The 16130-nt window shown below is 33.5% G+C and carries 16 protein-coding genes and 1 tRNA gene; 6 read left to right on the top strand and 11 right to left on the bottom strand.

The window, feature by feature from the left end:
* Nucleotides 1-5 precede the first annotated feature (5 nt).
* On the top strand, nt 6-1001 hold the full coding sequence (locus SMAR_RS06305) for a vWA domain-containing protein (protein WP_244372516.1): 996 nt from the start codon (nt 6-8) through the stop codon (nt 999-1001).
* Here the strand turns inward: SMAR_RS06305 and SMAR_RS08435 are convergent.
* The 5 genes from SMAR_RS08435 to SMAR_RS06285 all read right to left on the bottom strand — a co-directional run bounded on the left by SMAR_RS08435 (nt 904) and on the right by SMAR_RS06285 (nt 5163).
* On the bottom strand, nt 904-1767 hold the full coding sequence (locus SMAR_RS08435) for a hypothetical protein (protein ID WP_011839495.1): 864 nt from the start codon (nt 1765-1767) through the stop codon (nt 904-906). The genes SMAR_RS06305 and SMAR_RS08435 overlap by 98 nt on opposite strands.
* A complete protein-coding gene (locus tag SMAR_RS06300; RefSeq protein WP_244372357.1) occupies nt 1758-2300 on the bottom strand; it encodes a hypothetical protein in 543 nt (180 codons plus the stop codon). Before SMAR_RS06300 ends, SMAR_RS08435 begins: the two co-directional genes overlap by 10 nt.
* Nucleotides 2301-2363: 63 nt before the next feature.
* Entirely contained in the window at nt 2364-3224 is an 861-nt protein-coding gene (locus SMAR_RS06295; RefSeq protein WP_011839493.1) for a hypothetical protein, read from the bottom strand.
* Between the two features lie 22 nt (nt 3225-3246).
* Nucleotides 3247-4290: an AAA family ATPase gene (locus SMAR_RS06290; protein ID WP_011839492.1), complete on the bottom strand. Its 1044-nt coding sequence runs from the start codon at nt 4288-4290 to the stop codon at nt 3247-3249.
* Nucleotides 4291-4302: 12 nt separating this feature from the next.
* Nucleotides 4303-5163 carry a hypothetical protein gene (locus tag SMAR_RS06285; protein ID WP_244372354.1) on the bottom strand — a complete coding sequence of 287 codons (861 nt, stop codon included), beginning with the start codon at nt 5161-5163 and terminating at the stop codon, nt 4303-4305.
* 84 nt (nt 5164-5247) lie between these two features.
* On the opposite strand from SMAR_RS06285, the gene SMAR_RS06280 reads away from it, so the two are divergent.
* The gene (locus SMAR_RS06280; RefSeq protein ID WP_011839490.1) at nt 5248-6135 is read left to right on the top strand and encodes a DUF58 domain-containing protein; all 888 of its coding nucleotides are present in this window, start codon (nt 5248-5250) and stop codon (nt 6133-6135) included.
* Here SMAR_RS06280 and SMAR_RS06275 read toward each other — a convergent pair.
* Nucleotides 6132-6605, bottom strand: coding sequence for a deoxyuridine 5'-triphosphate nucleotidohydrolase (locus SMAR_RS06275; RefSeq protein WP_011839489.1), 474 nt, complete (start codon nt 6603-6605; stop codon nt 6132-6134). The two genes, SMAR_RS06280 and SMAR_RS06275, sit on opposite strands and share 4 nt — an antisense overlap.
* Nucleotides 6606-7066: 461 nt before the next feature.
* Between SMAR_RS06275 and SMAR_RS06270 the strand changes: the two genes are divergently transcribed.
* The gene (locus SMAR_RS06270) at nt 7067-8197 is read left to right on the top strand and encodes a hypothetical protein (RefSeq protein ID WP_011839488.1); all 1131 of its coding nucleotides are present in this window, start codon (nt 7067-7069) and stop codon (nt 8195-8197) included.
* A gap of 283 nt (nt 8198-8480) precedes the next feature.
* On the opposite strand, the gene SMAR_RS06265 is transcribed toward SMAR_RS06270, so the two are convergent.
* From SMAR_RS06265 to SMAR_RS06255, 3 genes are all read right to left on the bottom strand, one after another.
* Nucleotides 8481-9833 carry an ATPase domain-containing protein gene (locus tag SMAR_RS06265; protein WP_011839487.1) on the bottom strand — a complete coding sequence of 451 codons (1353 nt, stop codon included), beginning with the start codon at nt 9831-9833 and terminating at the stop codon, nt 8481-8483.
* A gap of 145 nt (nt 9834-9978) precedes the next feature.
* Complete coding sequence (locus SMAR_RS06260) at nt 9979-10371, bottom strand: DUF120 domain-containing protein (protein WP_011839486.1); 393 nt, start codon at nt 10369-10371, stop codon at nt 9979-9981.
* A 15-nt stretch (nt 10372-10386) separates the two neighbouring features.
* Nucleotides 10387-12213, bottom strand: coding sequence for an aldehyde ferredoxin oxidoreductase family protein (locus SMAR_RS06255; RefSeq protein ID WP_011839485.1), 1827 nt, complete (start codon nt 12211-12213; stop codon nt 10387-10389).
* A gap of 227 nt (nt 12214-12440) precedes the next feature.
* Here SMAR_RS06255 and SMAR_RS06250 point away from each other — a divergent pair, with 227 nt between their 5' ends.
* On the top strand, nt 12441-13316 hold the full coding sequence (locus SMAR_RS06250; RefSeq protein ID WP_011839484.1) for a hypothetical protein: 876 nt from the start codon (nt 12441-12443) through the stop codon (nt 13314-13316).
* Nucleotides 13317-13322: 6 nt separating this feature from the next.
* Nucleotides 13323-14210 (top strand): hypothetical protein, encoded by an 888-nt coding sequence (locus SMAR_RS06245; RefSeq protein WP_011839483.1) that lies wholly within the window; start codon nt 13323-13325, stop codon nt 14208-14210.
* A gap of 1 nt (nt 14211) precedes the next feature.
* Here SMAR_RS06245 and SMAR_RS06240 read toward each other — a convergent pair.
* Nucleotides 14212-14285, bottom strand: a tRNA-Ile gene (locus SMAR_RS06240).
* Between the two features lie 286 nt (nt 14286-14571).
* Here SMAR_RS06240 and SMAR_RS06235 point away from each other — a divergent pair.
* Nucleotides 14572-15393 (top strand): SAM hydrolase/SAM-dependent halogenase family protein, encoded by an 822-nt coding sequence (locus tag SMAR_RS06235; protein ID WP_011839482.1) that lies wholly within the window; start codon nt 14572-14574, stop codon nt 15391-15393.
* A gap of 110 nt (nt 15394-15503) precedes the next feature.
* Here SMAR_RS06235 and cas4 read toward each other — a convergent pair whose 3' ends face one another.
* The gene (cas4, locus tag SMAR_RS06230; RefSeq protein WP_011839481.1) at nt 15504-16127 is read right to left on the bottom strand and encodes a CRISPR-associated protein Cas4; all 624 of its coding nucleotides are present in this window, start codon (nt 16125-16127) and stop codon (nt 15504-15506) included.
* Nucleotides 16128-16130: the final 3 nt, after the last annotated feature.

Genomic DNA, 16130 nt, shown 5'->3' with positions numbered 1-16130 from the left:
CATTGATGCTTGAATACCCTATAATAATTTATATCATACCGTTAATCCTGTTCGCTATGTATGTATTATTAAGATGGGGAAGAAGAAGGGTTCTAGGCAAAATTTATTCTTTTAATCATCCGTTAACACAGTATATTTCGTCCTATATTAGAAAACAACATAGTATCAAATGGTATTTGAACATAGCATTAGCCACCACAGTAATTGTATTAATAATGTTTTCGCTAACACTACCATACACTATAATACCCAAATATGTGAAGACCACACAAACACTTGAAGCCAAGATTAGCTTGCAGAGAAAACCCCCTGTAGTAATTGTTTTAGATACATCTGGCAGCATGAAAGGCGATAAAATCATAACAGCAGTTAACGCTGTAAAAAAATTTATTGATCAAACAATAGACTATGTATTAATTGGCCTAATAACGTTTAATGACCACGTAAGAATAGCTATACCCCCAACAAGTGATCAGGAGCTTCTATATAAGAAGCTTGGAGAAATAAAAGCTTTCGGCGGAACAATATATAGTAAGCCACTAGAAATAGCATATGAATGGTTAGTCCCCTTTGCCGAATTCAACTTATCTCCAACAATAATATTTGTAACTGACGGCCTACCTTTTGCTCAAGACACCCCCTTATATAGAGAAGTAGTATATAAATGTGCTAGATACAATATAACAATATACCCTATCTTCATCGAAACACCGGGAATGAATATCTACGAGAACATAATGGCTAAGCAGAGACTACGAGAAATAGCAAATATCACGAAGGGTCAATTCTATAATGTAAAACAAACAAATAATCTAATCAATATATTCGAAAAACTCGCTGAGAAAACAGTATCAAAGGCTGGAAACTATATTTTGACAAGTAATATAAACTATAAAATCGATGTTAAGAACTATGTTGTCGAACCGTATATTTTAGCAACCTTCTTAGTTTTCTTCGCAAATATGATCCTGAGATCACTGCTTTATAAATCAACTCTCTAAACAGTTTAAATACGAATTTGTAATCATATGCTTCAATAAAAGTTATTGATAATATCCATACAATAAGAATGCTTGATAATCTAATGTTTTTATTTGTTAATACGTGTTCCTGAAAAACACTTAGAGATCCAGTATTTTCATATATTTTCTTAGCTAGATACAAAAGCATTGTTTCATAGTATGAATTATTAAAGGATCTCTTCACAATGTATGCAAATATGTCTGGCTGAGGCGGGGGACTGGGATAATATGTTAGTGGAGGCACATATTTTGATAAATCAACTATTATATCCTGTCTAATACTGAGAACAACTACTACAACAAGATATTTTGACCGAACATTTTCTAAAACTATATGTTTATCCTCTAAACCCATCCCTACTAGAACAGGATTAACTTTTCCCTCATATAGAGATACATAATCCATATATGTTAGAATAGTAGAGGGGGGTTCTATTGGAGTATAATTGCTGAGGAAATACTTGATCCTTATATTAACTATAGGTAATGAGGCATAAGTTAGATTTTTAACATGATAATTAATTACTATATCGTTTCTAATATTGCCTCCACCGTGTAGTTGATAAATATTATATATGTATATACGTATTGGAGAATAATCATTTAAATAAACAATATTATATCCCCTGTCCACAGCGGTTAGTTCCGAAGAATAGAAAACAAATCCATGAGAGCCAAAGAGATAGAGTAACGACCAAATTAAGGCGATAATAAAAAATATTAACGATAAATGCTTCAGATCCATTTATTCCACCCATAGTAGACAATAAATAATAAAGTCAGCGAAGATATGAGTAAAGATACTGGATAGAGGAGATCATAATTAAATATCTGATTTAACCTATTAAGCATAGACAAAATAATTACGATCTCTGTGGAAAATATCAGTAAAATAGAAATTAACTTATCTTTTATAAACGCCATATTAATCAACATGATAAGTGTTGATAAAGTATTTATTAATATAAAAATTGATAGGAAATAGCCTATGAAAATATAGTTTGAAAGATACTGTCCACGAATAATTATCCATGGGATAAGTATAACTAATGAAAAAACTAATAAGTTATCAGTAATTATAGAAATGACTTTCTTGAACATTTTCATCCTGCTAGACTCATCAGAATTAATATAGACAAGCTTATCTAATCCCTCAAACCACTCGATTATCCTAGATAACTCAATATATATTACTAGAATGAATACTATGTGGAGAAAAATTAATTCTCCAAAGAACATTTGTGGAACAATATATGTGAAAGGAATAAAAGCTAGCATGCCCCCAATAAGGGACGCTAATATATATAAAATCAGTTGACCACCATTAATCCTCAAATATGATCATTCCTCAATAAAACTCTGTTTAACAACTCTCATTTTCCTAATTATTCTTTTCCGTTGTAGATTAACTAGGTGATATAAACATGTTCTATATAAAGACTTTTCTATAAAAACATAAAATATGTTCTTATTAAGAGTAATTATTCCCTTTAAACACTTTAATGATAACAGTTCAGATAAGCTATTCTTTTCAGCAATTATTTCTAATGGAATGGTTTCTTTTAAAATATTTTTTAGGGTGATAGCTCCAGTACTAGTCTCGAAGATCTTGCCATCTCTCCTTATAATTACTAAGTGCTCATAGTTTATATTATCAATGAGACTCTTGTTGGAAGAAATAATCACTATTGTATTTCCCTTACTTCTCTTCTCATAGATCTCCATGACTAGTCTTGACCCAAGCATTTCATCCAACTCTTTAAAAGGCTCTATAAGTACTGTTAAGTTCCCGGATTTCCTCAGAACATAGATTGTACTAATTAAGTATAATAGGGGCTTAGGAATATTCTTTATGATCAAAGGATTATTGTCTAATTTGTACCCGTATTGTCTAAGTAAGTTAAGTAGTTCAGAATATAATGTATCATCTTTTTCATCAATAGTTAATATCTCGTCTAAAATTAATGACTTTCCTTGCGCTAGCTCTGGAATGAATAATCCTTTCACTCCCTGTATTTTTATTCTTGAAACAATATTTCCGATAAAAGGTTTCTTATTTCCTAAAATATAGTTTGCTAGAAGAGTTTTATTGAAAAGTGCGGGGGTAATAATGAGTGTGATGCTTGGGGTTGGTATGTGGAAGAATAACTTATATGATCTACCTAGAAGATCCTGCATAGTTATGTTATCAAATATTATCATTTATTACACCGCTGAAACATTACTACGTAACAGCTTCGACCGCATGCTTTAGTCCTTCCCTTATCACTCTCATCCTAGCCTCGAAGTCTCCACCATACTCTATTACAAGATCGATGTTTGGTATAACTCTGTGGTTAAGAACTGGGAATAAAGCTTTTTCAAGGTCAACATATTCTACTTTATCACTACCTCTAATAGCTGCTAGTGCTTTGGATACTTTTACTAGCATTATACCTGCTCTGGGGCTTGCTCCTAATTCAAAGTATTTCTTAATACTTTTTAGTATCTCGGGCCTAGTTGCTCTAATTATCCGTGCAATATAGTCTAGCATGGTGTCGGAAACCATGATTTCCTTACTTATTGTTTTTTGTGCTTCAACCACCCAGTCCGGTGTAACTATTTTTTCTAGATCCTCTACTGGCTCAACAATTCTATATGCATGTAATTTATAGATGTTCTTTTCTTCCTCTAAACTTTTTGGATAACCCATAATTATTCTCATCATGAAGCGGTCAAGTTGTGCCTCTGGTAATGGATATGTTCCTTCTTGCTCGATCGGGTTCTCGGTGGCTATTACAAAGAAGAACTTACCTTTATCCTTGTATTCAAGCTTATATGTTTTATCACCTATGGTTACTTCTCTCTCCTGCATTGCTTGAAGCATTGCTGATTGTGTTCTAGGTGTTGCACGGTTTATCTCGTCAGCTAATACGATATATGAAAATATAGGGCCAAGTCTTGGCTCAAATTCTCTGGTTACAGGGTTAAATATTAGAGAACCCGTTATATCGCTTGGCATAAGATCAGGTGTGAATTGTATACGTGAAAATCCTGTAAATGGTATATTCTCTATGAAGTATTTCCTTCTCTCCTCAAGACCTAATACTCTAACCAGTGCTCTTGCAATAGTTGTTTTAGCAATGCCTGGAACACCTTCTAATAATACATGTCCATCGGATAGGAGTGATGCTAGAAGAAGCTTCAATTCATAATCATAGCCGATTATTGCTTTATGAATCTCCTTTATAACCATATTTATTTTTTCACTTATCTCATCTATATCCATTGTTTAAACCTCTTATTTAGCTATGATTATATCACCAATTTTCAATATATTATCCCATTCAATATCCTGGTATTTCTCTACAAGTAATTCTTCAAATTCTAGATTAGAATTAAGCAGTTCAAATACTTGACTTGGAGCCTTATATGTTTCTAGTAAATGATATATGTATCCATACAAGTGGAGATCAAGTCTTTCATGTTCTCCAATATTGTTTCTTAATAAATTTCCTAATTCACTAAATCCTCTTGTTTCAAGAATGGATAAGAAATTATTCCACAATATTACTCCACTCCTATAATTCTCGGATTCAATTCTCAACCCAACTTTTCCAGGCGAAAAAACTACTTCACTAACATATCCTATTATCCCGTTACTAGTGCTAACCACTAATTTACCTATCGTCTTATCTATTAATTCAATGTAGGGATTATTTATTGGGAGGGGGAGACCCCTATATTTTGCTTCTCGAGGAGATTTAAGGAGGATAACAGCTATTCTCGAATTACCTCTATAAACCCTTCTATAAACCACATCAATCAACAACACATTATCCAAGTCGATAAAAGCCTTTACAAACTCTACTTTCGAAACAACTTTCTTCATAGGAATCTCTAAACCCTCATTCCTAGCTGTCAATACTAGCTCTTCCAGCGTAAGATCCTGCGGGATCTCTAGACCCCTTTCTTCCAGTAACCCCTTAAGCCTATTAATATCCGGTACCATATCGCCAACATTGAATTTAAGACATGCTTTTAACAAGGGTTTCTCATTTATTGAGAAACCACATAAATCTCCAAAATATAGACCCGTACTATCATATATTTTAGCATCAATAACTTCTCTATAAGAATAATATTTCTGCAAACATATCACCGTGATAAATACTACATATATAGTGGGTAAATAGTATATCTGAAATAAATGGTTATGATTTAAAATCTTGACAGCTGAGAAGAAATGCCTACAAGGATATGTAGAAGAGCAAGTTTAGCATCAAAACTGTCTAGAGCTCATTTTAGTAATCTAATGTATGGTGTAATACCTTCTAGGATTAAGGGTCCTGGCTTTGAATATGTTGATTTAAGAGAGTATTCTCCGGGAGACGATATTAGGTTCATAGATTGGAGAGCATCTGCTAGAATGATTAAGCCTGACGGTGATTATAGATTAATGGTTAAAGAACATTTATTGGAGAGACTAGTAAATAACATTGTTGTCTTAGATTATTCTAAATCAATGCTATATGGTGACAAGATAGAATCAGCTATATATGTGCTTACAGGGTTTCTAAGCATAGCTCATAGTCTGGGAGATATAATTGATTTGATAATTTTACATGGAGAAAAACCCTTGATAAAACATGGGCTAAATCCTTTAGAAGCAATTAATTTTTCACTAAATACTATATGTAAAGTAGATCCTAGTGGAAGCATTGACCTAATCAAACTCTCGAACTACGTTAAAAATCTTAGAAATAGAGAAACACTATTATTAATTACAGACTATGCACATTATCCAATAGAATTCGAAGTATTAGCAACAACAACCCACGCCATGAATACTGGTTTAGGCATAGTACTTGTATCTACAATGCTCGAACTGAATCCTCCGAGCTTAGATGGATACCATGTATTCTATGATCTAGAAAAACTAGGTTCAGAATTAAAAACAATGGTGAGCGAATACTATAGAGCTGTTAAGACCCATATAATAAAAACTAAGACAGTCTTGGCTAAGACCAGAACACCATATATCGAGATTAAGGGATTAAAAGATGCTATGTATAAGAAGCTTAGATTATTAAAGCTATACTCTATAACTCGTATCAGATATAAAAGATACTAAGCTTCTTTCTCGCCAAGATATGTTCCCTTATATGAAAACATGGTTTCACCACTCATCTTGAATAGTACAAGTTGAGCTAACTGAACATTCTTTTCGAGAACTATTCCTTGTTTATTAAATACAGCCAACAACCCTATCCCCTGGCCTTCATAGCCCGGATCCCATACTGCCGTATATATTGTAGCACCCATTCTCAACAATGAGGAACGAGGAAATACTAGACCCATGTATCCATTAGGTATCTTCACATATTCATTGTACCGAACAATATATGCCCCACTACTAAGCCTACACATAGGATCACATCTTAACTCCTCATACTCGGGCAGAACTCTCCCATCAACCCTAAGCTCACCAACAGTCTCAGGAACATATATAGTCTTTAACGTAAGCTTTATTCCACTACAATCCAATGATTCATCAGATAAACCAATTAAGGATTTAATATCTTCAGGCCGTAAAACAACCATCTCATCAACCTCGCATAGAAATTTCAATGATTATATAGATGATTTATTTGCTGAACTATATTTTTAACTATTTACATGAGCGAACTATACACATAGACAATTAGTTTATCTCCTATAATAACAGCCCAAATACTCTGTATCCTGTATGGAATACTTCTTAATGACTCTATCACAGTATTTACGAGGAGATCCGTAAATTGCTTGTAAAATAATGGATTATAGGGTTTAAAAGGATCTAAACTTATCACAATATAGTACTTATAGATAATCTTTTACACAAAAAAGGCTGAGGAAAGATTGACGAGAACACAATCTATTGTTCGGCAAACGTAAACTCCAGCAATGAATTTGTCTACGAAATCATCTAGAGGATGTGGCATTACTAATACCTTCTCCTAGAAATAAGTAAGACATTTTCAAATATTTAATTCTAAATATATAATGTTTTAGAGGTGAAGATATTGATTAAGCAGATTTTACTCATTACTGTCCTAGTATTCCTTCTAATAGTTATGATTCATCCATTAATATTTGCAAACCCTATTCCTGCACCAACAATTATTCTTGATCATGAAGATATTGCTTTTAACTTCACATATCTTAGTAATGGGGTTGTTAATGTTAGTGTTTATGGTAAATATACTATGAGAAATGCTGGTTATGATGTTATTACTATGTATTTTCCTGTTCCAAATGAAACTGATCGTAAAAGTGTTAGGGTATTGGTTAATGATGAGGAAATGAGTTATGGTTTTACATGGGACATATTTGTCCAAGGACATAAGCATAAATACTATACTGTTATGGGTCCTTTACCGCTTATAATGTGGCGTGTTATGAGTGGTGAGGAGAAATATATTGTAGAAGTATACTATAACTATAAGTTTAATATTAGAGATGGAGTTGGTGAAACAATATATGCTCTCGGCACCGGTAAATACTATTATACTTATTCAAAACAATGCATTGCTAGAATTAATATCAGCCTAAAAGGATTCAATAATACATTGCTCAATATTAAACTAAATGCTCCAAACCAGACGGAAACACTTGTTTATGCTAAGCTCATAAATAAGCCTACAAGAACAAGTATTGTTTTAGTCTCAAATATGTTCTCAAGCTTTAAGAGAGACTTATTGTTCATATTTAATCAGATCAATCCAGATAATTATTCAGAAGGGTACGCGAGAAAAATATATTTAAGAATCGATCCATTACTGGAGACAGAATATCTAAAAATACATGGATCAGTCACATTTAATAGTGGTGGATACGCGTTCTCCAGATTAGAAATTATTTCAAGAGAGAATGAAATCGATGTATTAATGAATATAATACAGATAAAAGGTCCTGCAATAATGATCATAAAGGAAATCAATTATGAACTATATTCACCATTAAATATGAGCGAAACAGGAAAAATGATCTTTAAACTAATAGTTAATGGAAAAATACTAGTGAACAAAACACTGAATTATACTCAACCAATACAGCCACTAATAGAAGAACATATAGTACAAAAACCAATAGATAACTCAACTACACCAATACAAAAACCAAAATGCTTCAACGACAAATACACAACATTTTAATAATAATCCTAATGGATTACTATCTCCAACAACGCCTATAACAGAAGAAAATACAACGTCTAAAAGAGCAGAAGCAATCAATACATTAACATTAATTATATCAGCAGTAATAGCGTTAATAGTATCTGCTGTATTAATACTTAAAAAGTAACAGATCTGAATAAAACATGAAATCTCCGCGAATAATAAAGCAATAGATATACCTAGCTTGTGAAGCTAGTTTTAGTTTTTAGTTAATTGTCTTTGAAGAATTAATATTCATTATAAACAGAACATTGATTTATTAGATTTCTATGAATACACCATTACTTATATGGTATTTGTAACAACGAGATTTTACTTTATGATACCTTAATTTCTTAATACAAATATATCTCTTATATTCATTATTTATTCTTTCAAGCCCTAACTCAATTATTCCATCTACGATTGTGCTAAGCCATGTATATGTTTTCTCTTTCTCACGCTCGATAAGGACTTTTGATAAAAATATTATTCCACCAATGCTTTTAACATAGTATACTAGGTCACGTAGAAATCTATGATATCTTTCCCCAAACTCTTTCCATATTGCGTGGAGACCGTCAAGCATTATGATATTATAACTTGTATTCATATGCTCTGTAACTACACGAAATAATGAATTTAAGGTTATGGTTCTAGGATTAATTCCGACAATTTTCATATTATCCCTGACTTCTTCATAATTATATCCAAGCGACTTCATTGTAGCTATGAGTTGTCCGGGGGGCTCTTCAAAACTAATAAATAAGACTTTATTATTGTTTCTAGCTATTCCATATCCTATGGTTAATAAAAGATTTGTTTTACCTGCTCCAGAAGGACCCGCTATTAATATTGATGTCCCCTTAACTATTCCATTTGTAAGCTTATCAAACCATTCAATAGAAGTCTTTACTCTATCGGATATATCGAGTATAGCATCATATTGTCTTAATATACCATAATTTACTATCTCCATACCTTTTCCAAGAACTATGTCTATTTCTGCTGTTCTAGAAACTCCTAATAATTCTCTGAGAGGCTTAATAACGGTAATAAATCGCCTCGGCTTCCCAGCTTCAGGTATTTCAATAGATAGTGAAAACACATAATCAGCTATCGACTCAAATATTTCTCTAATCCCCTTGCTAATTTCTTTATTGAAGGATAAAATCATTTTGACACCATATTTTTTCTTGCATTCATTAATTACTCCAACTAAGCCTGCGAGCTTACTTTTTGAAAGCCCCATAAATGCGATACCAGCAGGGTATATTATTACTAATCCATTTTTATTACGCATGCATGATCCAGTAATTATTTCCATGATGCTATCAATTCTACGTTCCTCCATGGGTAGAGAGGTGATCTCATTTACTTCGAGAACTCCATTTTCTAAATGTTTTCTAATAGGAACTCTGTAGAACTCAGCTGTTCTGAAAAATGACATACTATCAACCATGAATAATAAAACATTCGCTTTACCCATTCCTCTCTCGATGTATTCGTTGATCAAAGTCGAAATGAATAAACTTTTACCAGAGCCTATTGGGCCTCTTATTACAATTACACTTGGCTTATTCATTCCTTCTAGAAGATCATTAGTTATACTCAATTTAACATTAGAACACATTTCTGTTGCCCATTTATTCTTATTATAAAATATATTTTAAGCATACTATTAAGCTATACTATTTTTATCTATTTTATCTATTTCTAAATAGAATTAAGAATCCACCATATATCTCAAGATATTAATAAGTATGTATAAGTAAATCTTAAATGTAAGAATAGTCTTCCTCATCATAAATAATTATTTCAACGATATCATTATCTTTTAGATTAAGTGTTTTCCGTAGGTTTTTATCTGAGATTATTTCTAGAATGTTCCGTCCATGATTCGTTATACAAGGTTTTATAACATAGATCTTTATCCCCATGAGTATGCCTGGATATGCTAGTACGCATCCTAGTCCTTTTCTAGGGGGAGGAATTATTTTTGCTTTTAGTTTCTTGGTATAGATAAAAAAGTCTTGGCCTATATCTATATTTAGAGTTCCAGGATAAGGATCTATTCCTAAATATTTATTGAAGACTCCACGATATAGTTGGACATATTTTGCTCCAACACCTAACCCGCTCACTATTTTCCCTTTGAGCTTAATTGGCATTTTGTCATAACCATTTTACCTTAGCCCAACAATGCTGTCTAATACTGGGATAACATCTTTTAAGTCTAGCTTCTCCAAAGTTTCTTTCTTCGGGACCCCTCTTTCATCCCATCCACGTATTTCATAGTAAATACTTAGCATCTTATCGTATTTGCTAATATCTAGTTTAACGCCTGCAAACGGGCCTTTGGTTAATGGGTGCTTAAACCATCTCATCGGCGGATAATCCATTATACGGCTCCATCCATTATATTCTCTTATCCAGAATGCTCTGATCAATGTATATATTCTATCGGCAACTCTGTATATGTCATCCATGCTCCACTCAATGCCTGTTGTAGCTGATAATATTTTAGGATAATAATCCAGGTTTAATCCTAGCTCAACCCATGGAAGCCTACAAGTTGTTAGTGATTCAAACATTCCTCCCCTAACTCTTTGCAGGAATATTAGTTTCTCAACCTTCTCCCTATTATAGGCGAATCTATCCATTTTAACTTCTAAACCAATGAGCCATGCATCTTTGTGGTGTGCTCCTATAGGTGATGTGGCAAAAGCTAATGCCATGCCTGGGGCTGCATGACAGTTATATGCTGATACTTCTAATCCCTTTGCATGCATTGCAAAATCTTGTGCTTCTCTGCCGAGAGATAACGACATTCTCCATACTCCTTCTGCTAGAAAAGCTCCTAATCCCCGCCTATGAGCTATGTCTTTAACTAGTTCCTTGACTTCTCCATAGTCTCCCCACTCAACTTTCTCTCTAATAAGCTTCTTTTCAGAGGCCTCCATAATGAAGCCTAAACTATTTCCTAGAGAAATAGTGTCTATTCCATACATATCCGCCAACTTGTTGAGTTCAGCGACTTTTCTCAAATCAGGCAATAAGATGTTGCTTCCAAGCATTGCAACATTTTCATAGTCTAGCTCGCTCTTCTCACCTTTTTCATCTAATATAACGTTTCCACACTGCATGTTACAGTATGGGCATCCTCTTCTCTCAACTTTTAGTTTCTCCATGAGATCACCGCTGATTGTATCATAGTATTCCCAAACACCCTCTCTGAAATTCATGGTTGGTAATACGCTGTTTTCATTGCTCCAAACAATAGTTGCCATTGTACCCTGTCTAATCCAGAAATCATAGTTTTCCTTAGATAATATTTCCTTATATGAGGCCTCGCTGAGCTCTCTAAGTTTTTTCTCGTCAGCAATTGGGGGGTTCTTTGTGCCTTTAATTACTATTGCCTTAACCTTCTTGGAACCCATAACCGCACCCATACCCGGTCTTCCACCGCTCCTACCTTTCATGGAAACAATTGTAGCATATCTTACAAGATTCTCGCCTGCAGGACCTATTAGGAGAACACCAATGTTTCTACCATGTTCTCGGACAAGTTTATCTTCTGCATCAAAAGTATCCCTACCCCATAGATCATCTGCATCCATGAACTCGACATTATCATTCTCAATATATAAGTAGATAGGCTTATCTGAAGCACCCTCTAATACTATTGCGTCATAACCAGCTTTTCTAAGATGAACACTAGCCATAGTACCTATGTTTCCATCACCATAACCATTAGTTAACGGACTCTTAGAAGCAACAACTAGTTTACCACTACTAGGTAGAGGTAAACCCGATAATGGCCCTGATGCAATTACTAATTTATTATATGGAGATAAAGGATCTACTCCAGGCACCAGCTCATCCCATAGAATCTTAACTGCAAGACCCCTGCCACCTATATAGTTACTATAAATACTGGGATCGAGTTCTTGAACAACATATTTCCTCTTAGACACATCTATTCTGAGAATCCGACCCCACCAACCATACATATACAAGCACCTTTATCCACAGGTTTCTTCAAAGAAGATTTTCCAGCAAATAATTATTATCGTAGAACACATATTAAAATCATTATAGATGATGACTACTCCCCGGACAGATGGTTATATGAAGAAAATTCCTTTAACTGATAGTTTCCGAGTAACTAGATAATCATCCTTAATACTATGAGTCACTCATACAAGTAATATGTGAGATACTGGTTGAGGTTATATGTATGGGTGGTATTCATACATTATTGAATAACGTATATATTTTAAAGAAAGAGGGGATTGATAAGGGATTTATTTATTTTGATAACGATAAAATTATTGACACTGATAAAGAAGCTGATCCTATATATGAGTTGTCGGAGCTTGTAATAGATTATGAATACAAAGCTTTAGCAATTCATGGATACTCTGTTCTCACGAATTTATCGGGATACCCGTATCGTGGATTAGGTGTTAAAACTGATTTATCAATATTTACTAGAGATGAACTCAAGAAGATAATTAATGCTGCACTATATGAGCTTGTAATGAATGGTGTCACTTTTCCAGTAATATATGATCAATATATTGATTTAACAATACAAATTCTTAAAGAACATAGTTTAAAAGCAGTAATAATTGCTGAGGAGGGAACTGTTCCGGAATATACTGGTTTATACTATGTTTACATGCAGGGAGATAATCTATATTACAATGATGAAAAACTAGGACTTATTAGAGATATTATTTGTAGACCTGAGAAAATAAATAATAATTGCTTATTCCTAGACCTCCGCGACTACTATACATATAACGTATCATATGTGATGAATATTCTATTTAAATTATCAAAGAACATATACACCGTATTAGATGTTTTCACGAAACCCTATCAATTAATAAAAATTGATAATGGCTATATTGATAAACAAGCAAAACCAGATATAGTCATATATGATCTCCGTGAACCCTACCTAGTTACTCCAAGAAACTATATACCATTATCTGTGCTCAGAGGATATGTTCCCAGCCAAGTTTTCATTAGTGGAGACATATTCTTCGATCATGGAGAATCCCTCGTATTAGCAAAGACTCGAATAGATTTCATCCTTGAAAAGTGATCTTTAATGAATACAAAAATTATTCTTGAAATGATCCATTACATGTTGAAACATAGAATGAAGCCTTTTCTCAGCTATTCATCAAACAATGATATATGGAGGCACTACAAGAACCTAATAACTCTTATAGTAAATATGAACGAGTATTCAATGTATAAATTCGCTCTTTTATCAAATATGTATATCTACTCGACACATGAAGGCATAAAATTTTATGATCTAAGAAAAGCTGAGTATCTCGATATAAATTATTCTCTCTTAAAAGCATTGAGAGAAGAAATAAAATTGCTAAAAATACATGGAGCTGAAAGCTTATTTTCGAGAATATTATTCTTAGCTGCCAGTGTTAATCGTTTGGATACTACTAGAGAATTAGTTATTAAATATGTGAAGAAATTAGGCAATATATTAACGATTCCAGTACCGCCACAAGCTGATTCTGCACGCGTATTGGATCATGTAAGCTCCTCAAACAGAGTGGGTTTTATAATGGGTTCAATATATACATGGTGGATTCTCAAAAACATTATTGACTTATTATTAGATAGAGGTGTTCATATAGAAATTATTCTATTTAGAGACCATTATGAGGACTATGTATCGAGGGATGATGTTAAGAGGCTACGTATCAATGGATTTAACACAGATATCCACTACATCGATCCTGCAAGAATCGATCTAGCGAAAATAAGTAGAAGATACGATATCGTATTAAACATTAATTATTTGGTTACACTTTATGTGATAGAATCATTAATACATAGTGAAAAACCGCTAGAGAGAAGCTTGGTAAACATCATAAACATTTTTAACCCAGCCAATACACCTCTTGAAGAAGTATTTGGATTATCACCTATCATTATTAGTTTGGACGAGCTTAGAAATAGAATTTGAGTGGGCCCGGGGGGATTCGAACCCCCGACCTCCCGGTTATCAGCCGGGCGCTCCACCAGGCTGAGCTACGGGCCCATTTACTCTTATTCATTACTTTTATTGAGTATTTTCTCGGATTATAAAGCTTTATGAATTAATGGGACCCTCATAAATGTTGTTCTTCATACAGTAATATCTGTTTATCCGCTGCTAATCATCGGGTCCCTGATATTATCATTTATTTTGTAAGGAGATTTTATTGGTTGCCGGGTTTCACGCTACAATGGATCATCACTTATCAGTCCGCCCGTCGTAGACATCCCCGGCAACCAATAAATAATATACTGTATTTGGGAGTGTTAAATATTGGTGATAAAATTTGATGAATGGTTTGATCGTGTTATTGACTGATTTCGGCTATAAAGATCCATATGTAGGTGTTATGAAGGGTGTTATAAAAAGTATTAATCCAAAAGCTGAAATAATTGATTTAACTCATATGGTTAGAAGGCAAGATACTTATGAAGCTGCAATAGTATTGCTTGTTTCAGCAAAGTATTTCCCTGAGAAAACTATTTTCGTCTGCGTAGTTGATCCAGGTGTTGGTAGCTCGAGAAAAGCTTTGCTCATAGAAACAAGTCATTATTATCTCGTAGGACCCGATAATGGATGCTTATCTCTTCTAGCACAAAATGATGGAGTTAAATCAGTATATGATGTTTCAGAGTCAAAGTATAGGCTAAGAAGAGTCTCGTATACTTTTCATGGAAGAGACGTATTTGCACCAATTGCCGCATGGTTATCTAGGGGAATAAAACCGGAAGAACTAGGTGTAAGGATTAGCTTTGATGATATAGTAAAATATGATTTAATAAAACCAGAAATAATTGAGAACACTATACATGGCTCAGTTATCTATATAGATGTTTTTGGAAACATAATGACTAATATATCTATGGATGACATTAATAAAATAAAACTCTCCTACGGTGAAAAACTCTATATCAAAATAGACGATAAAGAACTAGTATGTCCATTTGTTCCAAGTTTTAGCTATGTCGGATTAGGAGAGCCTGCATGCTATATTAATTCATGGGACTATTTCGAAATAGGAGTTAATCATGGAAACGCCGCTGAAAAATACGGTGTTAAGAAAGGAGCTAAAGTATCTATAACTAGAGAGAAGCTGGAAAGCAAAAACTAGCTTAAATATCGTAATCAGTACTCAAGACCTAATTCATCGGTAAACCCTCATATTTCCCGAGCTCATCATACACGAACTAATTAGTATGTTTTATGCTTAATCAAATATTTCTAATCGCTAACTCTATATGGGCATATCTTGTGGAAATAACAATATTTACATTCCCAATCCCATTTAGGATGAACTCTATCCTCTATAATCATTTTAATAAGAGATTCTACATCGATTTTTTCTTTTCTAATATAGAACTCTAATAATCTATCTGGTGTAATATAGATTAGTATACCGCTATTAGCATTTAAAATATTGAGATATACTTGTAGTTGGTAAACATGGTGTTCTCTAGGTAGATTCTGTGTTGACCTACTAGTTTTTATTTCAACTACAACGCCTTTCTCCTCATTATAAGCATCAACACGTCCCTTAAGAACATATTCTTTACCCTTTATCTTATATTTACGTTCAACAGGATATTCTGTTTTAAAACCTCTTTTCTCCAATATACTTTCTAACCCAGAATGCACCAAGTCTCCCAGTATAGCTGCTGGCTCGAATCTAATAGTTAGTTCTGGAAATAAGTGGCGTAAATGATATTTATGAGTGCATGCAACGAGATCTGTTACAAATATTATGCTTGGATCCTTTGATTCCTCAAGTTTCTCAAATACTTCCTTCATATACTCGCTATATATTATTGAAAGTATTTCCTGTGAAGACCTGTATTGTTGAAGCAAGAC

It is taken from the genome of Staphylothermus marinus F1, from assembly GCF_000015945.1.
GTDB classification, from domain to species: Archaea; Thermoproteota; Thermoprotei_A; order Sulfolobales; family Desulfurococcaceae; genus Staphylothermus; species Staphylothermus marinus.
This window is presented reverse-complemented; position numbering and strand designations above follow the sequence as displayed.